Raw genomic sequence first — 16,537 nt, 5'->3', positions numbered from 1 at the left:
CGGAAATATCGAGGACCAAATATGACCCGCCCCCATTCCTGTGGAGCGTGAAGCCAAATCTAGGCGACACGCCCGACCGCGGGGGTCGGAGCTTCGGCGGGGTGAGGAACCCGGGTCTACCCGGATTCAGCCCGTGCGAGGTGTGCCGGTCCGTAAGGGCCCGTTAGTGCACAGTAACTGTACAGAGAGTGCTACTTAGAAAGAGGCATGACGCCATGGCGGGACAAAAAATCCGCATCCGGCTGAAGTCGTATGACCACGAGGTCATTGACGTTTCTGCCCGGAAGATCGTTGAGACGGTCACGCGCGCAGGCGCAACCGTAGTCGGCCCAGTGCCGCTGCCGACGGAGAAGAACGTGTACTGCGTGATCCGTTCGCCCCACAAGTACAAGGACAGCCGTGAGCACTTCGAAATGCGCACGCATAAGCGTCTGATCGACATTGTCGATCCGACCCCGAAGGCTGTTGATTCGCTGATGCGTCTCGACCTGCCGGCGGACGTCAACATCGAAATCAAGCTTTAGGGGAGGTGCTGAGAAACTATGACCGCAACCCGTAATGTAAAGGGCCTGCTGGGCACGAAGCTCGGCATGACCCAGGTCTGGGATGAGAGCCACAACCTCATCCCCGTCACTGTCGTGCAGGTAGATTCCAACGTCGTCACCCAGCTCCGCAATGCGGAACGGGATGGCTACTCAGCGGTTCAGATCGGCTACGGCCAGATCGACCCGCGTAAGGTCACCAAGCCGTTGGCCGGTCACTTCGAGGCCGCAGGGGTCACCCCGCGTCGCCACGTCGTTGAGCTGCGTACCGCGGATGCCGATACGTACAGCCTGGGCCAGGAACTGGCCGTGGACGTCTTCGAATCCGGCCAGAAGGTCGACGTCGTGGGCACCTCCAAGGGCAAGGGCTTCGCCGGCGTCATGAAGCGCCACGGTTTCCACGGCGCCAGTGCCTCGCACGGTGCACATAAGAACCACCGCAAGCCCGGTTCCATCGGCGGGGCATCCACGCCCGGCCGCGTTTTCCAGGGACAGCGCATGGCTGGCCGCATGGGCAACGAGCGCGTGACCACGATGAACCTCACGGTTCACGGAGTCGACGCCGAGAAGAACCTCCTGTTGATCAAGGGTGCCGTTCCCGGCGCCCGCGGCCGGGTCGTCCTCGTGCGCACCGCCGTGAAGGGAGCATAAGCAAATGGCTAACACAGCACTCAAGGTCGAGCTCCCGGGCAAGATCTTCGATGTCCAGACCAACATTCCGCTGCTGCACCAGGTCGTCGTAGGTCAGCTTGCTGCCGCCCGTCAGGGTACGCACAAGACCAAGACCCGCGCCGAGGTTTCAGGTGCAGGTCGCAAGCCGTTCAAGCAGAAGGGCACCGGCCGGGCTCGTCAGGGCTCCATCCGTGCACCTCAGATGACCGGTGGTGGCATCGTCCACGGACCGACGCCTCGCGATTACTCGCAGCGCACCCCCAAGAAGATGAAGGTCGCCGCCCTGCGCGGAGCCCTCTCGGACCGTGCCCGTCACGATCGCGTTCACGTGATCGAGAACCTGGTTGCCGGCACCACGCCGTCCACCAAGGAAGCACTGGCCACCCTGCGCGCTCTCACCGAGCGCAAGAACCTGCTCGTAGTCATCGACCGCGCCAATGATGTTGCAGCACTCTCCGTGCGCAACCTCGTGGACGTCCACGCTCTCTACGTCGACCAGTTGAACACTTACGATGTTCTGGTTGCCGATGACGTGGTATTCACTAAGGCCGCATTCGATGCCCTGGTCAACAAGGAGGACGCCAAGTGAGCGCCACCTTCTCAAAGTCCCCGCACGACGTCATCCTGGCGCCGGTCGTTTCGGAAAAGAGCTACGGCCTGATCGACGAAGGCAAATACACCTTCTTGGTCGACCCGCGCTCGAACAAGACGGAAATCAAGCTGGCGGTGGAGAGCATCTTCTCCGTCAAGGTTGACTCCGTCAACACCATCAACCGTGCAGGTAAGCGCAAGCGCACCCGCTTCGGATGGGGAGCCCGCAAAGCTACCAAGCGAGCGATCATCTCCCTTAAAGAAGGCACGATCGACATCTTCGGCGGTCCGCTTTCATAAGCGGAGACCACTTTAACGAGGAATAAAACATGGCAATCCGTAAATACAAGCCGACTACCCCGGGCCAGCGTGGCTCGAGCGTGGCCGACTTCGCAGAAATTACCCGGACTACCCCGGAAAAGTCGCTGCTCCGCCCGCTCACCAAGACCGGTGGACGCAACAGTTCCGGCAAGATCACTACCCGTCATAAGGGTGGTGGACATAAGCGCCAATACCGTCTGATCGACTTCCGTCGTCATGACAAGGACGGCGTGCCGGCCAAGGTCGCTCATATCGAGTACGACCCGAACCGCACCGCCCGCATTGCGCTGCTGCACTACATTGATGGAACCAAGCGGTACATCATCGCTCCGAACAAGCTCTCCCAGGGAGACTCGGTTGAAGCCGGCCCGAACGCCGACATCAAGCCGGGCAACAACCTGCCGCTGCGCAACGTTCCGGTCGGTACCGTGCTCCACGCAGTGGAGTTGCGTCCAGGCGGGGGTGCCAAGATGGCACGTTCGGCTGGCGCTTCGGTCCAGCTGGTTGCCCGTGAGGGCCGCTTCGCGCAGCTCCGCCTGCCTTCCGGCGAAATCCGGAACGTGGACGTTCGCTGCCGTGCGACGGTCGGCTATGTCGGCAACGCCGAACAGTCGAACATCAACTGGGGCAAGGCCGGCCGCATGCGCTGGAAGGGCGTTCGCCCGACCGTGCGTGGTGTGGTTATGAACCCGATCGACCACCCGCACGGTGGTGGTGAGGGCAAGACCAGTGGCGGTCGTCACCCGGTCAACCCGAACGGCAAGCCGGAAGGCCGTACCCGCCGTCCGAACAAGGAAAGCGACAAGCTCATTGTGCGTCGTCGTCGTACTGGCAAGAACAAGCGATAGGAGCCTGGAGACATGCCACGCAGCCTGAAGAAAGGCCCCTTCGTCGATCAGCACCTTTTTGTGAAGGTAGCTGCTGAGAACGAAAAGGGCACCAAGAACGTCATCAAGACGTGGTCCCGCCGTTCGATGATCATCCCCGACATGCTCGGGCACACGATCGCCGTACACGACGGACGCAAGCACATTCCCGTGTTTGTCACTGAGTCGATGGTCGGGCACAAGCTCGGCGAATTCGCCTCGACGCGGACATTCCGCAGCCACGTAAAGGACGACAGGAAGGGTAAGCGCCGCTAACCCGCAAGGGTTATTGAGCGCTGAGCATCCCTTTGATAGACGAGAGAAGGAAAGCAATGGAAGCCAAGGCAATTGCGCGCCATATCCGCGTAACGCCTATGAAGGCCCGGCGCGTCGTCGACCTTGTTCGTGGCAAGCAGGCGAATGAGGCTCTGGCGATTCTGAAGTTTGCCCAGCAGGGTGCTTCGGAGCCGGTACTCAAGGTAGTTGCGTCGGCCGTGGCAAACGCCCGTGTCGCCGCCGACCGTGATGGTGTTGCGTTCAACGAGGACGAGCTGTTCATCAGCGAAGCCTTCGTTGACGAAGGTGCGACGATGAAGCGGTTCCAGCCGCGGGCCCAGGGCCGCGCCTACCGCATCAACAAGCGCACCAGCCACATCACCGTGGTTGTTTCAAGCCCGGAGAAGGGTGGGGAAAAGTAAATGGGACAGAAGATCAACCCAAACGGGTTCCGTCTCGGCATCACCACGGACCACGTGTCGCACTGGTTCGCCGACGGTAACAAGCCGGGTCAGCGCTACAAGGATTTCGTCCGCGAGGACGTCAAGATCCGCGAGCTCATGACCACCGGCATGGACCGTGCCGGCATCGCCAAGGTGGAGATCGAGCGCACCCGCGATCGTGTCCGCGTTGACATCCACACCGCCCGCCCGGGCATCGTCATCGGCCGCCGCGGCGCCGAAGCCGATCGCATCCGCGGCGAGCTGGAGAAGCTCACCGGCAAGCAGGTTCAGCTGAACATCCTCGAGGTCAAGAACCCCGAGATCGAAGCTCAGCTGGTTGCCCAGGGCATCGCCGAACAGCTTGCTTCACGCGTGGCTTTCCGCCGTGCGATGAAGAAGGCCATGCAGTCCGCCATGCGGTCAGGCGCCAAGGGCATCCGTGTCCAGTGCGCTGGTCGTCTGGGCGGTGCGGAAATGTCCCGCAAGGAGTTCTACCGCGAAGGTCGTGTGCCGCTGCACACCCTGCGCGCGAACATCGACTACGGCAAGTTCGAAGCGAAGACCACCTTCGGCCGCATTGGCGTGAAGGTCTGGATCTACAAGGGCGACCTGACCAGCAAGGAACTTGCTGCACAGAACGCTGCTGCCCCGGCCCGTGGCCGTGGCGAGCGTGGCGGTGGACGTCCGGGTGGACCGGGTGGAGATCGCCGTCGTCGTAACGACCGCAACACCGGCGCTCCGGCAACCGAAGCTGCTCCGGCGGCTCAGGCTCCGGCGTCCGCAGAAGGAGGGCAGGCTTAAATGCTGATCCCACGCCGAGTAAAGTTCCGCAAGCAGCACCACCCGGATCGTTCGGGCATGGCTAGCGGCGGCACCACGGTCTCCTTCGGTGACTACGGAATCCAGGCCCTGACACCGGCCTACGTGACCAACCGTCAGATCGAAGCTGCCCGTATTGCCATGACCCGTCACATCAAGCGTGGCGGTAAGGTCTGGATCAACATTTATCCGGACCGCCCGCTGACCAAGAAGCCTGCCGAAACCCGTATGGGTTCCGGTAAGGGTTCACCTGAGTGGTGGGTTGCAAACGTCAAGCCGGGACGGGTTCTCTTCGAACTCTCCGGTGTTACCGATGAGGTAGCTCGCGAGGCCCTGCGCCTGGCGATCCACAAGCTGCCGCTGAAGGCACGCATCGTGCGTCGTGAGGGTGGTGAATAGGTATGGCAATCGGATCCAAGGATCTCGCCACCGAACAGCTGGATGGCTACGATAACGCCCGTCTGGTCGAGGAACTGAAAAAGGCGAAGGAAGAGTTGTTCAACCTTCGTTTCCAGTCCGCCACCGGTCAGCTCGAGTCGCATGGTCGTCTGAAGTCGGTCAAGCGCGATATCGCACGCATCTACACCGTGATGCGCGAGCGTGAGCTCGGAATTCGTGCGGAGGTTTCGACCCCCGTCGAGGAAGTCAAGGCCGATAAGAAGGCCAAGAAGTCCTCGAAGACGGCCGAGCCGGCCGATGCACCTGAGGAAGCCAAGTAATGAGCGAGAAGGAGAACGCAGTGGCTGAAGCAGCAGAAGCTCGCGGTTACCGCAAAACCCTCCGCGGGTACGTGGTTTCCGACAAGATGCAGAAGACCATCGTCGTTGACGTCGAGGACCGTGTGAAGCACGCCTTGTACGGCAAGGTCATGCGTCGTAATAAGAAGATCAAGGCTCACGACGAAGCCAACACCGCCGGTATCGGCGACTTGGTGATCATCGCTGAGACCCGCCCCTTGTCCAAGGACAAGAACTGGCGCCTGGTCGAGATCGTGGAGAAGGCCAAGTAGCCTCCTCCCGATCCGCAGGGATCTAAAGCACGACGCCGGTGAGCGCCCCGAGAGGGGAGCGCACCGGCGTCGTGCTTTTGTTAAGAGGCCGCTTGCGTGGCCCCCATATCACGGGTTTGGTCCTCAGCGCACCTCTGGCGTAGACTCGACAGCCTGTGCGCTCTGTTGCGAGGACTATCCACCTTCATGGCAGGCATTCGTGCGCGGCCCGGTCTGATCCGGGCTCGGTGCGCGGCACGGCTCTGCGGCATTTCGCCTCGGCCCGATTTCCCCAGCAGCATCGGATTCCCCGTGAATCCTGCCTGTGTTGGAGATGGGGGTAAGCGAGCGTCGCAGATGGACCATATCCGTTCCGCAAGGCTCCCTAGGAGAACCGGCGAGACGACAGGAGTTGAAAGTGATTCAGCAGGAGTCGCGACTCAAGGTGGCTGACAACACCGGTGCTAAGGAAATCCTTACCATCCGTGTTCTCGGTGGATCCGGACGTCGCTACGCAGGCATCGGCGACACTATTGTCGCCACCGTCAAGGATGCAATCCCTGGCGGCAACGTCAAGAAGGGCGATGTGGTTAAGGCCGTCATCGTCCGCACGAAGAAGGAACGTCGCCGCGTCGACGGTTCGTACATCAAGTTCGACGAGAACGCAGCGGTCATCCTCAAGGCGGACACCGAGCCGCGGGGTACCCGTATCTTCGGTCCCGTCGGGCGTGAACTTCGCGATAAGAAGTTCATGAAGATCGTTTCGCTGGCTCCGGAGGTGCTGTAACCATGGGCGCAAAAATCAAGAAGGGTGACCTGGTTCAGGTCATCACCGGCGCCAAGGCCGATCGCGGTGGAGACCGCGGCAAGCAGGGCAAGGTCCTGAAGGTGTTCCCCGAGGCGAACCGCGTGCTCGTCGAGGGCATCAACCGCGTCACCAAGCACACTCGGGCCGGCCAGACCGAAAGCGGCGCCTCCACGGGCGGCATTGAGGTCGTTGAGGCTCCCCTCCACGTTTCGAACGTCGCGGTCATTGACCCCGAGTCGAAGAAGCCGACCCGCGTTGGCTTCCGCGAAGAAACCGTGGAAACGAATGGCGTGAAGAAGACTGTGCGTGTTCGTTACGCCAAGGCTTCCGGAAAGGCACTCTAATGACTGAAACAGCAGTAAAGGTTCAGCCGCGCCTGAAGGCGAAGTACCGCTCCGAGGTCCGCGAAGCTCTGCAGACCGAGTTCAGCTACACGAACGTGATGCAGGTCCCGAACCTGGTCAAGGTCGTTGTGAACATGGGTGTCGGCGAGGCAGCCAAGGATTCCAAGCTCATCGAAGGCGCTGTTCGCGACCTGACGGCCATCACAGGCCAGAAGCCGCTCGTGACCAAGGCCCGCAAGTCGATCGCACAGTTCAAGCTGCGCGAGGGAATGCCGATTGGCACCCACGCCACGCTGCGCAACGATCGCATGTGGGAATTCGTTGACCGCCTGGTCACCTTGGCTCTGCCGCGTATCCGCGACTTCCGCGGTCTGAACGGCAAGCAGTTCGACGGAAACGGCAACTACACCTTCGGTCTCACGGAACAGGCAATGTTCCACGAAATCGACCAGGACAAGGTTGACCGGGTCCGCGGCATGGACATCACTGTGGTGACCACCGCCAAGACCGACGAAGAAGGCCGCGCGCTCCTCAAGGCGTTGGGCTTCCCGTTCAGGACCGACGATAACTAGATCAACTACGTTGCAGGTCCGCGGGAGCGGAAACCGTAGCGAGGAAGGGCCTCAGCCCAAATGACAATGACAGATCCTGTCGCAGACATGCTGACTCGTCTGCGCAACGCGAACTCGGCATACCACGACACCGTGTCCATGCCGTCTTCAAAACTGAAGGTGCGCGTTGCCCAGATCCTCAAGGCGGAAGGCTACATCGGCGACTTCGTCGAAGAGGCCGCCGAGGTAGGCAAAAACCTGACCATCAACCTGAAGTTCGGTCCGAGCCGTGAGCGTTCCATCGCTGGCGTCCGCCGTATTTCCAAGCCGGGCCTCCGCGTTTACGCGAAGTCCACCAACTTGCCGCATGTCCTTGGTGGACTCGGCATCGCCATTCTGTCCACGTCCTCGGGTCTCCTGACGGACCGCCAGGCAGCCAAGAAGGGTGTAGGTGGGGAAGTCCTCGCCTACGTCTGGTAACGGGAAGGGAGAAGCACCATGTCACGTATTGGACGACTTCCAATCACTATCCCTGCCGGCGTCGACCTGAAGGTCAACGGATCCGAGATTGCCGTCAAGGGCGCCAAGGGCGAGCTCAACTTCACCGTTGTCTCCCCGATCACGGTTGCCCTGGAGGACAATGTCCTCACGGTGTCGCGTCCGGATAACGAGCGCGAATCGCGTTCGTTGCATGGCCTGACCCGCACGATGATCTCCAACATGATCACCGGGGTCACCGACGGCTACTCCAAGAAGCTGGAAATCCACGGCACCGGTTACCGCGTGCTGGCCAAGGGCAGCAACCTGGAGTTCGCTCTGGGTTTCTCGCACCCGGTCCCCGTTGAAGCTCCGGAGGGCATCACGCTCGCCGTTGAGGGCAACAACAAGGTGATTGTCTCCGGCATCAACAAGCAGCAGGTTGGCGAAGTTGCAGCCAACATCCGCAAGCTCCGTCGGCCGGATCCCTATAAGGGCAAGGGCATCCGCTATGAAGGCGAAGTTATCCGCCGCAAGGTCGGAAAGGCTGGTAAGTAAACATGGCTCTTTCAATTAAGGGTAAGAGCAAGGCCGCAGCTCGCAGCCGTCGCCATCTGCGCGTCCGCAAGCGTGTCACCGGTTCGGGCCTGCGCCCGCGCCTGGTGGTCAACCGTTCGGCTCGCCACATCTTCGTCCAGGTTGTCGATGACAGCCAGGGCGTCACGATGGCATCCGGGTCCACCATGGAAGCGGACCTTCGTTCCTTCGACGGTGACAAAACCGCCAAGGCCAAGCGCGTCGGCGAACTGATCGCTGAGCGTGCCAAGGCCGCAGGCATCGATACCGTGGTCTTTGACCGCGGAGGCAATAGGTACCACGGCCGAGTGGCCGCGGTAGCGGACGGCGCGCGGGAAGGTGGGCTGGCACTGTGAGCGAAGCTACTAACGAGAAGGAAACTCAGGTGTCGGAAACCACTGAGGCAGCTACGACCACGACGGAGAACACCTCCGCCGGTCGTCGCAACGAAAAGAGCGGCGAAAAGGGCGGTCGTGGCGAAAGCCGTGGCCGTGGCGAGGGACGTGGCCGCGGCCGCGATTCCAAGGACAGCCGCAACGATGACAAGGACAAGTTCCTTGAGCGCGTGGTAGCTATCAACCGCGTGTCCAAGGTCGTCAAGGGCGGCCGCCGCTTCAGCTTCACCGCACTTGTTGTGGTGGGCGACGGCAACGGCATGGTCGGCGTCGGATACGGCAAGGCCAAGGAAGTTCCCGCGGCCATCGCCAAGGGCGTTGAAGAAGCCAAGAAGTCGTTCTTCCGCGTTCCCCGCGTCGGCACCACCATCCCGCACCTGGTGCTGGGTGAAGCCGCCGCTGGCGTTGTGCTCTTGCGTCCGGCTGCTCCGGGTACCGGCGTTATCGCCGGTGGTCCGGTGCGTGCCGTGCTCGAGTGCGCTGGTATCCATGACGTTCTGTCGAAGTCCATGGGCTCCGCCAACCAGATCAACATCGTTCGCGGCACCGTCGCGGCGTTGAAGGCCCTGGAGGAGCCGGCCGCAGTTGCTGCGCGCCGTGGACTGCCGATGGACGAAGTCGTGCCGGCCCAGATGCTGCGCACGCTCAACCAGAAGGCAGGTGCGTAAGCTGTGGCGAAGAACATTGTCGCGAGCAACGCGAAGCTGGTAATCACCCAGACCAAGTCCGTCATTGGCGGCAAGCAGAACCAGCGTGACACCTTGCGGTCACTCGGCCTGAAGCGTATGCACCACACAGTGGTGCGTGACGCCGATGCCGTGACCGTCGGTATGGTCAACAAGGTTCAGCACCTCGTAAAGGTTGAGGAGGCGAAGTAATCATGGCCAGTAACGAAAAGTCACTGAAGGTACACCACCTGCGTCCCGCCGAAGGCGCTAAGACCAGCAAGACCCGTGTGGGTCGCGGTGAAGCGTCCAAGGGCAAGACCGCAGGCCGTGGTATGAAGGGCACCAAGGCCCGCTACCAGGTCAAGGCCGGCTTCGCAGGCGGGCAGCTGCCGCTGCATATGCGCCTGCCGAAGCTGCGCGGCTTCAAGAACCCGTTCCGTATCGAGTACCAGGTCGTGAACCTGGACAAGATCTCGGAACTGTTCCCCGAAGGCGGCGACATCACCGTCGACAACCTGGTCGAGAAGGGTGCGGTTCGTAAGAACCAGCCCGTCAAGGTCCTGGGTTCCGGCGACATCACCGTCAAGGTGAACGTCAAGGCCGACGCCTTCTCGGCGTCAGCCGCGGATAAGATCGCTGCCGCCGGCGGCTCGGTGACCTCGCTCTAAGGTCCCGATGAAAGCACGGCACAGCTGAAAGGTCCCCAACGCCCGGGCAGGTCCCGGCGCGCTGGGGACCTTTCGCATCCCGCCCCACGGAACGATGGGAGAACCCCACCACCTGCCGGGCACCTAGTTCCGGGGCCACTTCACGGTGGCACCGGCCGTCCCACTGCTTCGAACAGTCCCGAGAACCGGTAGACTCTCAGAAGTCCATTACGGCATCAGGCCGAAACCACACCTTTCAGGAGGACGCTTGCTCAGCGCCATTGCCCGGGTCTTCCGGACGCCTGACCTGCGACGTAAGTTGCTGTTCACGCTCAGCATCATTGCCATCTACCGTCTCGGCGTCTACATTCCCGCGCCAGGGGTCGACTACGGCAACGTCCAACAATGCCTTGAAATGGGCGATACTTCCGGTGGGCTCTACCAGTTCGTCAACCTCTTCAGTGGCGGCGCCCTGTTGCAGGTCTCGATCTTCGCACTCGGGATCATGCCCTACATCACCGCTTCCATCATCGTGCAGCTGCTGCGCGTGGTCATTCCCCGGTTCGAAGACCTTCATAAGGAAGGCGCGGCCGGTCAGGCGACCCTGACGCAGTACACCCGCTATCTCACGATCGCCCTCGGACTCCTGCAGGCCACCACCTTGGTGTCGTTGGCCCGCAGCGGAAACCTCTTCCAAGGCTGCCAGTTGCCGATCATTCCCGATCAGAGCATTGTGCACATCCTGCTCATGGTGATCGTCTTGACCGCCGGCACAGGCATGATCATGTGGCTCGGCGAACTCGTCACCGAAAAGGGTGTCGGCAATGGCATGTCCATCCTGATCTTCGTGTCGATCGCTTCGGGCTTCCCCTCCTCGATGGGCTCCATCGCCAGCACCCAGGGGTGGGGCGTCTTCACCGGAGTCATCATCATCGGGCTGTGCGTCGTGGCCTTGGTCGTCTTCGTCGAACTGTCCCAGCGTCGTGTGCCGGTGCAGTACGCCAAGCGCATGGTGGGTCGACGCACCGTCGGGGGCAGCTCCACCTACATCCCGATCAAGGTCAACATGGCCGGCGTGATCCCGGTGATCTTCTCGTCATCGATGTTGGCGCTGCCGCAGATGCTCATCCAGTTCAATATGAACCCCGATGGTTCGCTGCCCGGCTGGGCCGCCTGGATCCAAAGCAACTTCAGCGGTAGTAGCCCGTTGTATATGCTCGTCTACTTGCTGCTGACCATATTCTTCACCTACTTCTACGTCGCGATCACGTTCAACCCGATCGAGGTCTCGGACAATATGAAGAAGTACGGTGGATTCATTCCGGGTATCCGTGCCGGCAAGCCCACGGCGGACTACCTGTCTTACGTGCTCAGCCGCATCACGTTCCCCGGAGCCATCTATCTTGGCCTGATCGCCCTGACGCCATTGATCGCCTTCGTCCTGATCAAGGCCGATCAGAACTTCCCGTTCGGCGGCGTCTCGGTCCTCATCATGGTTGGTGTGGGACTGGAAACGGTTAAGCAAATCAACGCCCAGATGCAACAGCGACACTACGAAGGACTTCTGCGATGACCAGACTTTTGATCATTGGCCCGCCTGGTTCGGGCAAAGGAACGCAGGCAGCACGTATTACGGAGCAGCTGGGGATCGTTGCGATCTCCACGGGCGACATCTTCCGTGCCAACGTCAAGGGCGGAACCCCGTTGGGGATCGAAGCCAAGCAATACATGGACGCCGGCGACTATGTCCCCGATTCGGTCACCAACCGCATGGTGCGCGACCGTCTCAAGCAGGATGACGTGGCCGAAGGTTTCCTCTTGGACGGCTACCCGCGCACCTCGGCCCAGGTCGACGAACTCGACGCGATCCTAGAGGAAAACAAGACCTCGTTGGATATCGTCCTGCAGTTGACCGCCGACTCCGATGAGCTGGTGGCACGCTTGCTCAAGAGGGCCGAGGTCGAAGGCCGGGCAGACGACACCGAGGAAGTCATCCGGCACCGCCTGGATGTCTACGAAAAGCAGACCCAGGTCGTTGTGGACCGTTACCTCGAACGGGGTATCGTCCGCCACGTCGACGGGCTGGGCGACATCGACGAGGTCACCAACCGTGTGATGAGCGCCCTCGAAGGCGACGCGTCCTAACGTCACCCGCCTGAACCGACGGCCGCTCCACGTGATCTCTCTCGCGTGGGGCGGCCGTCGCGGCATTTCAGGGGTGTTTACCGAGAAGCACCCCGCAGATGAACAACGAAACAAAGGAACACCGCATGGCATTCGGCCAGCCCAAGATCGAGTACAAGTCCAACGCACAGATCCGTAAAATGAGAGAAGCCGGACTGGTGCTGGCCGAAGCGTTGGACACCGTGGTTGACGCCGCACGTATCGGGACCACGACGGCAGAACTCGATGCGCTCTTCGAAGGCGTGCTGGAACGTCATGGGGCCACCTCGAACTTCAAGGGCTACTATGGGTTCCCTGCCACGATCTGCGCTTCGGTGAACGATCAGGTCGTTCACGGGTTCCCCTCCGACTATGTACTCGCCGATGGGGACGTTCTGAAAATTGATGGTGGGGCCATCATCGATGGCTGGCATTCAGACTCCGCGCGGACCATTTTGGTGGGTACTCCTGACCCCGCCGACCAGCGGCTCTCCGATGTCACCGAGCAAGCCATGTGGCGGGGAATCGCCGCCCTGGCCAACGCACGATTCGTTGGCGCCATCGGAGAAGCCATCGACGACTACGTCAGTTCCGTCGAAGGTGAGCCGTTGGGGATTCTGGAGGATTATGTCGGCCACGGCATTGGCACGGAGATGCACCAGGCCCCGGACGTGCTCAACTACCGGTCCGGGGACCGCGGCGCACGGGTAAAGCCGGGCATGTGCCTGGCCATTGAGCCGATGTTGGTCCGCGGGGGCATCGAAACCCGCACGTTGGATGATGACTGGACGGTCGTGACCACCGACGGGTCGAGAGCCTCGCAGTGGGAACATTCGGTGGCGGTACACCTCGGAGGGATCTGGGTACTGTCAGCGCACGACGGCGGTGCGGCCGGCCTGGCACCGTTCGGGATCACCCCGGCACCGCTCCAGGACTAGGTGCCGCGGCAGAAGAAAGGTCCCTGTCGAGGAGCATTACCACTCTTCCGGCAGGTGCGCAGTGATCAAACCGGGGATTTCGCATATTGGGTTCCAGAGCGTAGGATTATTTGTTGGTTGTCTCTACGTTTGTGCCCAAAAAACACGCGGTCTTATGCTGCTGTCGGGCACGGGCGCTCGTCAGCCACGAACATACACGTCGGAAGCGTCAGCGACCGGCACAAACGTTAGCGGAGGATATGGCCAAGAAAGAGGGTGTCATCGAGGTAGAAGGCGCCGTGTCGGAAGCACTGCCCAACGCGATGTTCCGCGTTGAGCTGCCGAATGGACACGTGGTACTTGCCACTATCTCGGGAAAGATGCGTCAGCACTACATTCGAATCCTTCCTGAGGATCGCGTAGTGGTGGAACTCAGCCCGTACGACCTCAATCGCGGACGCATCGTCTACCGCTACAAGTAGGGACTTCCGTCCTCCCGGTCTTCCGGGGGAGCGAAGGTCGTTATCGTTCCACTGAAACCGCAACCGCAAAGGAAATACCGTGAAGGTTCACCCTAGCGTGAAGCCGATCTGCGAGCAGTGCAAGGTGATTCGCCGTAATGGGCGGGTCATGGTGATCTGCGCAAATCCACGCCACAAGCAGCGTCAGGGCTAAGTCTCCTTCGGGAATCTCAACCTGCGCGTAGTAATCGAATATCGGCAGTACGGCGTCCATTACGCGGGACGCATACCCCCGGGCACGGAGGCCGGGGACCTGGAAACGGGATGTGCTGCCTCCAGACCTCCGAAAATCATGTAAGGAAGACACCAATATGGCTCGTCTTGCAGGCGTAGACATCCCGCGCGAAAAGCGTGTTGTCATTGCGCTGACATACATCTACGGCGTGGGTAGAACCCGTGCAGAACAAACTATTGCCGAGACCGGGATCACCCCGGAAACTCGTGTGAAGGACCTCAGTGACGACCAGCTCCTGCAGCTGCGCGACTACGTTGAGGGCAACTTCAAGGTCGAGGGCGATCTCCGCCGCGAAGTTTCGGCCGACATCCGCCGCAAGGTAGAGATCGGCTCCTACGAGGGCATTCGCCACCGCAAGGGCCTGCCGGTCCGCGGACAGCGCACCAAGACCAACGCTCGCACCCGCAAGGGCCCGAAGCGCACCGTCGCCGGTAAGAAGAAGACCCGCTAAACAGCGGTCCCAGCCAAATACTTCGTAGGAGTTAGCAATGCCCCCAAAGACTCGTGGAGCGGTCCGCAAGCCGCGTCGCAAGGACAAGAAGAACATCGCGCTTGGTCAGGCGCACATCAAGAGCACCTTCAACAACACCATCGTGTCCATCACGGACCCGACCGGTGCCGTCATCTCGTGGGCCTCGGCCGGCGAGGTCGGATTCAAGGGTTCACGCAAGTCGACCCCGTACGCCGCGCAGATGGCAGCCGAGTCGGCCGCCAAGCGTGCCCAGGAACACGGCATGAAGAAGGTCGACGTGTTCGTGAAGGGACCGGGTTCGGGTCGCGAAACCGCCATCCGCTCACTGCAGGCCACCGGCCTCGAAGTGGGATCCATCCAGGATGTTTCCCCGAGCGCCCATAACGGTTGCCGCCCGTCGAAGCGCCGCCGCGTCTAGTTTGACCCAGTTATAGGCCTGTGCCGCCGTCGTCTCCGTATTCCGGGGACGACGGCGGCGCGCGCCAACTGCGGATCATTCGCCCGATCTAGACGGACGCCTGACGGCAGACGTCGTTTCCACCCACATGTGTTGCGTCATATAGCGGATGCTCGCTGAAAGGAAATGTAAGTGCTTATTGCACAGCGCCCCACCCTTACCGAAGAAGTAGTTGCCCCGAACCGTTCACGGTTCACGATTGAGCCCTTGGAGCCGGGTTTCGGCTACACCCTGGGCAACTCGCTGCGCCGTACGCTGCTGTCCTCGATCCCTGGTGCAGCTGTCACCAGTGTTCGCATCGACGGCGTGCTGCACGAGTTCACGACCGTTCAGGGTGTGAAGGAAGACGTCACCGAACTGATCCTGAACATCAAGAACCTTGCTGTGTCCTCAGAGCATGACGAGCCAGTCGTCGCCTACCTGCGCAAGCAGGGCCCCGGCGTCGTCACGGCCGCGGATATCACCCCGCCGGCCGGCGTCGAGTTCCACAACCCGGATCTGCACATCGCGACGTTGAACGCGAAGGGCAAGTTCGATATGGAACTCACGATCGAGCGTGGCCGCGGCTACGTTTCGGCGGCGCAGAACAAGAGCCTTGATGCCGAGATCGGCCGTATTCCGGTCGACTCCATCTACTCACCCGTTCTGAAGGTGACCTTCCGTGTGGAGGCCACTCGTGTCGAGCAGCGCACCGACTTCGACAAGCTCATTGTCGACGTCGAGACCAAGGACTCCATCCTGCCCCGCGACGCCGTCGCTTCGGCAGGCACGACCCTGGTTGAACTGTTCGGACTCGCCCGCGAGCTGAACTCGGCCGCCGAAGGCATCGAGATCGGCCCGTCCCCGACGGACGCCGCACTCGCCGCCGACATGGCTCTGCCGATCGAAGATCTCGAGCTGACCGTCCGGTCGTACAACTGCCTCAAGCGCGAGGGAATCCACACGGTAGGCGAGCTGGTTGCTCGCTCCGAGGCCGACCTGATGGACATCCGGAACTTCGGTGCCAAGTCCATCGACGAGGTCAAGGCCAAGCTGATCGAGCTGGGTCTGTCCCTGAAGGATTCACCTCCAGGGTTTGATCTGGCCGCGCGTGTAGCCGCCAGTGACGAGGACGACGCCGAATTCGGTGACGAAGAGGCCTAAGGCCGCCTTCAAAGTAATGTACTTTGCCCCAAGGCCCGCGCCGTTGCGCGGGGCGGCGGGCTCCATCTAGGAGAAAAAACAATGCCTACCCCACCCAAGGGAAAGCGCCTCGGAGGCGGAGCAGCCCACGAGCGCCTCATGCTGGCGAACCTGTCGACCCAGCTCTTCGAGCACAAGTCGGTCACGACGACGGTGACGAAGGCCAAGCGCCTGCGTCCCTACGCCGAGCGCCTGATCACCTTCGCGAAGCGCGGAGACCTGTCCTCGCGTCGTCGCGTCCAGGCGGCTATTGCCTCGCGCAACCGGACCAACAAGTCAGTGGTGCACGAGCTGTTCACCAACATCGCCCCGGCCATGGCCGAGCGTGAAGGTGGCTACACCCGCATCACCAAGATCGGCAACCGCAAGGGCGACAACGCCCCCATGGCTGTCATCGAACTGGTCCTCGAGCCCGTTTCCCCGAAGCAGGCCGTCGTGAAGGAAGCCACCAAGGCTGCCGAGACGTCCGCTCCGGTTGCCGAGCCCGAGGTCGCCGAGACCGAGGCTCCGGCGGAAGCCACCGAGGCATCCGACGATAAGTAAGGACCGGCCCTAAAGCCGACTCCTCTTCAGAAGGGGCCGGGACCATCCCACGGGATGGTCCCG

Annotated in this window: 29 protein-coding genes; all 29 read left to right on the top strand. The window is 61.5% G+C overall.

The annotated features are described in order from the left end of the window. Nucleotides 1–215: 215 nt before the first annotated feature. The 29 genes from rpsJ to rplQ all read left to right on the top strand — a co-directional run bounded on the left by rpsJ (nucleotide 216) and on the right by rplQ (nucleotide 16,474). Entirely contained in the window at nucleotides 216–524 is a 309-nt protein-coding gene (rpsJ, locus tag CIK75_RS05305; protein WP_013349689.1) for a 30S ribosomal protein S10, read from the top strand. Between the two features lie 18 nt (nucleotides 525–542). Continuing rightward, the gene (rplC, locus tag CIK75_RS05300; RefSeq protein ID WP_087000296.1) at nucleotides 543–1,193 is read left to right on the top strand and encodes a 50S ribosomal protein L3; all 651 of its coding nucleotides are present in this window, start codon (nucleotides 543–545) and stop codon (nucleotides 1,191–1,193) included. A gap of 4 nt (nucleotides 1,194–1,197) precedes the next feature. Then, nucleotides 1,198–1,803, top strand: coding sequence for a 50S ribosomal protein L4 (gene rplD / locus CIK75_RS05295; protein ID WP_087000298.1), 606 nt, complete (start codon nucleotides 1,198–1,200; stop codon nucleotides 1,801–1,803). Then, on the top strand, nucleotides 1,800–2,105 hold the full coding sequence (gene rplW / locus CIK75_RS05290) for a 50S ribosomal protein L23 (protein ID WP_087000299.1): 306 nt from the start codon (nucleotides 1,800–1,802) through the stop codon (nucleotides 2,103–2,105). The genes rplD and rplW overlap by 4 nt, the downstream gene beginning before the upstream one ends. Before the next feature lie 29 nt (nucleotides 2,106–2,134). Next, complete coding sequence (rplB, locus tag CIK75_RS05285; RefSeq protein WP_087000301.1) at nucleotides 2,135–2,974, top strand: 50S ribosomal protein L2; 840 nt, start codon at nucleotides 2,135–2,137, stop codon at nucleotides 2,972–2,974. Nucleotides 2,975–2,986: 12 nt separating this feature from the next. Further along, nucleotides 2,987–3,268: a 30S ribosomal protein S19 gene (gene rpsS, locus CIK75_RS05280; protein ID WP_087000303.1), complete on the top strand. Its 282-nt coding sequence runs from the start codon at nucleotides 2,987–2,989 to the stop codon at nucleotides 3,266–3,268. Between the two features lie 56 nt (nucleotides 3,269–3,324). Further along, nucleotides 3,325–3,690, top strand: a complete 366-nt coding sequence (gene rplV / locus CIK75_RS05275; RefSeq protein ID WP_087000304.1) for a 50S ribosomal protein L22 — start codon at nucleotides 3,325–3,327, stop codon at nucleotides 3,688–3,690. After that, complete coding sequence (rpsC, locus tag CIK75_RS05270; protein ID WP_087000306.1) at nucleotides 3,691–4,512, top strand: 30S ribosomal protein S3; 822 nt, start codon at nucleotides 3,691–3,693, stop codon at nucleotides 4,510–4,512. Further along, the gene (gene rplP / locus CIK75_RS05265) at nucleotides 4,513–4,929 is read left to right on the top strand and encodes a 50S ribosomal protein L16 (RefSeq protein WP_087000308.1); all 417 of its coding nucleotides are present in this window, start codon (nucleotides 4,513–4,515) and stop codon (nucleotides 4,927–4,929) included. Between the two features lie 2 nt (nucleotides 4,930–4,931). Next, entirely contained in the window at nucleotides 4,932–5,249 is a 318-nt protein-coding gene (gene rpmC, locus CIK75_RS05260) for a 50S ribosomal protein L29 (RefSeq protein WP_087000310.1), read from the top strand. Beyond that, a complete protein-coding gene (rpsQ, locus tag CIK75_RS05255; RefSeq protein WP_087000312.1) occupies nucleotides 5,249–5,539 on the top strand; it encodes a 30S ribosomal protein S17 in 291 nt (96 codons plus the stop codon). The genes rpmC and rpsQ overlap by 1 nt, the downstream gene beginning before the upstream one ends. A gap of 397 nt (nucleotides 5,540–5,936) precedes the next feature. Next, a complete protein-coding gene (gene rplN / locus CIK75_RS05250) occupies nucleotides 5,937–6,305 on the top strand; it encodes a 50S ribosomal protein L14 (protein WP_087000314.1) in 369 nt (122 codons plus the stop codon). Nucleotides 6,306–6,307: 2 nt separating this feature from the next. Then, entirely contained in the window at nucleotides 6,308–6,670 is a 363-nt protein-coding gene (gene rplX, locus CIK75_RS05245; RefSeq protein WP_087000316.1) for a 50S ribosomal protein L24, read from the top strand. Beyond that, nucleotides 6,670–7,242 (top strand): 50S ribosomal protein L5, encoded by a 573-nt coding sequence (rplE, locus tag CIK75_RS05240; RefSeq protein ID WP_087000318.1) that lies wholly within the window; start codon nucleotides 6,670–6,672, stop codon nucleotides 7,240–7,242. The genes rplX and rplE overlap by 1 nt, the downstream gene beginning before the upstream one ends. Nucleotides 7,243–7,302: 60 nt before the next feature. After that, the gene (rpsH, locus tag CIK75_RS05235; protein ID WP_087000320.1) at nucleotides 7,303–7,701 is read left to right on the top strand and encodes a 30S ribosomal protein S8; all 399 of its coding nucleotides are present in this window, start codon (nucleotides 7,303–7,305) and stop codon (nucleotides 7,699–7,701) included. An 18-nt stretch (nucleotides 7,702–7,719) separates the two neighbouring features. Then, on the top strand, nucleotides 7,720–8,256 hold the full coding sequence (rplF, locus tag CIK75_RS05230; RefSeq protein ID WP_087000322.1) for a 50S ribosomal protein L6: 537 nt from the start codon (nucleotides 7,720–7,722) through the stop codon (nucleotides 8,254–8,256). A gap of 2 nt (nucleotides 8,257–8,258) precedes the next feature. Next, nucleotides 8,259–8,630: a 50S ribosomal protein L18 gene (gene rplR / locus CIK75_RS05225; RefSeq protein ID WP_087000324.1), complete on the top strand. Its 372-nt coding sequence runs from the start codon at nucleotides 8,259–8,261 to the stop codon at nucleotides 8,628–8,630. Beyond that, nucleotides 8,627–9,337: a 30S ribosomal protein S5 gene (gene rpsE, locus CIK75_RS05220; protein ID WP_087000326.1), complete on the top strand. Its 711-nt coding sequence runs from the start codon at nucleotides 8,627–8,629 to the stop codon at nucleotides 9,335–9,337. The genes rplR and rpsE overlap by 4 nt, the downstream gene beginning before the upstream one ends. 3 nt (nucleotides 9,338–9,340) lie before the next feature. Beyond that, a complete protein-coding gene (gene rpmD / locus CIK75_RS05215) occupies nucleotides 9,341–9,547 on the top strand; it encodes a 50S ribosomal protein L30 (protein ID WP_096223375.1) in 207 nt (68 codons plus the stop codon). 2 nt (nucleotides 9,548–9,549) lie between these two features. Continuing rightward, the gene (gene rplO / locus CIK75_RS05210; RefSeq protein WP_087000330.1) at nucleotides 9,550–10,005 is read left to right on the top strand and encodes a 50S ribosomal protein L15; all 456 of its coding nucleotides are present in this window, start codon (nucleotides 9,550–9,552) and stop codon (nucleotides 10,003–10,005) included. A 247-nt stretch (nucleotides 10,006–10,252) separates the two neighbouring features. Then, on the top strand, nucleotides 10,253–11,557 hold the full coding sequence (gene secY, locus CIK75_RS05205) for a preprotein translocase subunit SecY (protein ID WP_096223374.1): 1,305 nt from the start codon (nucleotides 10,253–10,255) through the stop codon (nucleotides 11,555–11,557). After that, nucleotides 11,554–12,129 carry an adenylate kinase gene (locus tag CIK75_RS05200; protein WP_096223373.1) on the top strand — a complete coding sequence of 192 codons (576 nt, stop codon included), beginning with the start codon at nucleotides 11,554–11,556 and terminating at the stop codon, nucleotides 12,127–12,129. Before secY ends, CIK75_RS05200 begins: the two co-directional genes overlap by 4 nt. A gap of 125 nt (nucleotides 12,130–12,254) precedes the next feature. Continuing rightward, entirely contained in the window at nucleotides 12,255–13,085 is an 831-nt protein-coding gene (gene map, locus CIK75_RS05195) for a type I methionyl aminopeptidase (RefSeq protein WP_087000335.1), read from the top strand. A gap of 239 nt (nucleotides 13,086–13,324) precedes the next feature. After that, nucleotides 13,325–13,546 (top strand): translation initiation factor IF-1, encoded by a 222-nt coding sequence (gene infA / locus CIK75_RS05190; RefSeq protein WP_007271050.1) that lies wholly within the window; start codon nucleotides 13,325–13,327, stop codon nucleotides 13,544–13,546. A gap of 79 nt (nucleotides 13,547–13,625) precedes the next feature. After that, on the top strand, nucleotides 13,626–13,739 hold the full coding sequence (gene rpmJ, locus CIK75_RS05185; RefSeq protein WP_087000337.1) for a 50S ribosomal protein L36: 114 nt from the start codon (nucleotides 13,626–13,628) through the stop codon (nucleotides 13,737–13,739). Nucleotides 13,740–13,896: 157 nt separating this feature from the next. After that, nucleotides 13,897–14,271, top strand: coding sequence for a 30S ribosomal protein S13 (gene rpsM / locus CIK75_RS05180; protein ID WP_087000339.1), 375 nt, complete (start codon nucleotides 13,897–13,899; stop codon nucleotides 14,269–14,271). Nucleotides 14,272–14,308: 37 nt separating this feature from the next. Then, nucleotides 14,309–14,710: a 30S ribosomal protein S11 gene (gene rpsK / locus CIK75_RS05175; protein WP_087000341.1), complete on the top strand. Its 402-nt coding sequence runs from the start codon at nucleotides 14,309–14,311 to the stop codon at nucleotides 14,708–14,710. Nucleotides 14,711–14,881: 171 nt separating this feature from the next. Then, nucleotides 14,882–15,892 carry a DNA-directed RNA polymerase subunit alpha gene (locus CIK75_RS05170; protein ID WP_087000343.1) on the top strand — a complete coding sequence of 337 codons (1,011 nt, stop codon included), beginning with the start codon at nucleotides 14,882–14,884 and terminating at the stop codon, nucleotides 15,890–15,892. 81 nt (nucleotides 15,893–15,973) lie between these two features. Beyond that, nucleotides 15,974–16,474: a 50S ribosomal protein L17 gene (gene rplQ / locus CIK75_RS05165; RefSeq protein ID WP_087000345.1), complete on the top strand. Its 501-nt coding sequence runs from the start codon at nucleotides 15,974–15,976 to the stop codon at nucleotides 16,472–16,474. Nucleotides 16,475–16,537 lie beyond the last annotated feature (63 nt).

This window comes from Glutamicibacter sp. BW78, from assembly GCF_002332245.1.
GTDB lineage: Bacteria > Actinomycetota > Actinomycetes > Actinomycetales > Micrococcaceae > Arthrobacter_H > Arthrobacter_H rhombi_A.
This window is presented reverse-complemented; position numbering and strand designations above follow the sequence as displayed.

What these genes read in the sequence shown, in the direction of transcription:
- rplO (WP_087000330.1), top strand. Translation starts at nt 9,550, where the DNA reads ATGGCCAGTAACGAAAAGTCACTGAAGGTACACCACCTGCGTCCCGCC.
- rplX (WP_087000316.1), top strand. Translation starts at nt 6,308, where the DNA reads ATGGGCGCAAAAATCAAGAAGGGTGACCTGGTTCAGGTCATCACCGGC.
- rplP (WP_087000308.1), top strand. Translation starts at nt 4,513, where the DNA reads ATGCTGATCCCACGCCGAGTAAAGTTCCGCAAGCAGCACCACCCGGAT.
- rplC (WP_087000296.1), top strand. Translation starts at nt 543, where the DNA reads ATGACCGCAACCCGTAATGTAAAGGGCCTGCTGGGCACGAAGCTCGGC.
- rplF (WP_087000322.1), top strand. Translation starts at nt 7,720, where the DNA reads ATGTCACGTATTGGACGACTTCCAATCACTATCCCTGCCGGCGTCGAC.
- rpsJ (WP_013349689.1), top strand. Translation starts at nt 216, where the DNA reads ATGGCGGGACAAAAAATCCGCATCCGGCTGAAGTCGTATGACCACGAG.
- infA (WP_007271050.1), top strand. Translation starts at nt 13,325, where the DNA reads ATGGCCAAGAAAGAGGGTGTCATCGAGGTAGAAGGCGCCGTGTCGGAA.
- rplR (WP_087000324.1), top strand. Translation starts at nt 8,259, where the DNA reads ATGGCTCTTTCAATTAAGGGTAAGAGCAAGGCCGCAGCTCGCAGCCGT.
- rpmC (WP_087000310.1), top strand. Translation starts at nt 4,932, where the DNA reads ATGGCAATCGGATCCAAGGATCTCGCCACCGAACAGCTGGATGGCTAC.
- rplQ (WP_087000345.1), top strand. Translation starts at nt 15,974, where the DNA reads ATGCCTACCCCACCCAAGGGAAAGCGCCTCGGAGGCGGAGCAGCCCAC.
- rpsS (WP_087000303.1), top strand. Translation starts at nt 2,987, where the DNA reads ATGCCACGCAGCCTGAAGAAAGGCCCCTTCGTCGATCAGCACCTTTTT.
- rpsK (WP_087000341.1), top strand. Translation starts at nt 14,309, where the DNA reads ATGCCCCCAAAGACTCGTGGAGCGGTCCGCAAGCCGCGTCGCAAGGAC.
- rplV (WP_087000304.1), top strand. Translation starts at nt 3,325, where the DNA reads ATGGAAGCCAAGGCAATTGCGCGCCATATCCGCGTAACGCCTATGAAG.
- rpsH (WP_087000320.1), top strand. Translation starts at nt 7,303, where the DNA reads ATGACAATGACAGATCCTGTCGCAGACATGCTGACTCGTCTGCGCAAC.
- rpsC (WP_087000306.1), top strand. Translation starts at nt 3,691, where the DNA reads ATGGGACAGAAGATCAACCCAAACGGGTTCCGTCTCGGCATCACCACG.
- rplB (WP_087000301.1), top strand. Translation starts at nt 2,135, where the DNA reads ATGGCAATCCGTAAATACAAGCCGACTACCCCGGGCCAGCGTGGCTCG.
- map (WP_087000335.1), top strand. Translation starts at nt 12,255, where the DNA reads ATGGCATTCGGCCAGCCCAAGATCGAGTACAAGTCCAACGCACAGATC.
- rpsQ (WP_087000312.1), top strand. Translation starts at nt 5,249, where the DNA reads ATGAGCGAGAAGGAGAACGCAGTGGCTGAAGCAGCAGAAGCTCGCGGT.
- CIK75_RS05200 (WP_096223373.1), top strand. Translation starts at nt 11,554, where the DNA reads ATGACCAGACTTTTGATCATTGGCCCGCCTGGTTCGGGCAAAGGAACG.
- rplD (WP_087000298.1), top strand. Translation starts at nt 1,198, where the DNA reads ATGGCTAACACAGCACTCAAGGTCGAGCTCCCGGGCAAGATCTTCGAT.
- rpsM (WP_087000339.1), top strand. Translation starts at nt 13,897, where the DNA reads ATGGCTCGTCTTGCAGGCGTAGACATCCCGCGCGAAAAGCGTGTTGTC.
- rplE (WP_087000318.1), top strand. Translation starts at nt 6,670, where the DNA reads ATGACTGAAACAGCAGTAAAGGTTCAGCCGCGCCTGAAGGCGAAGTAC.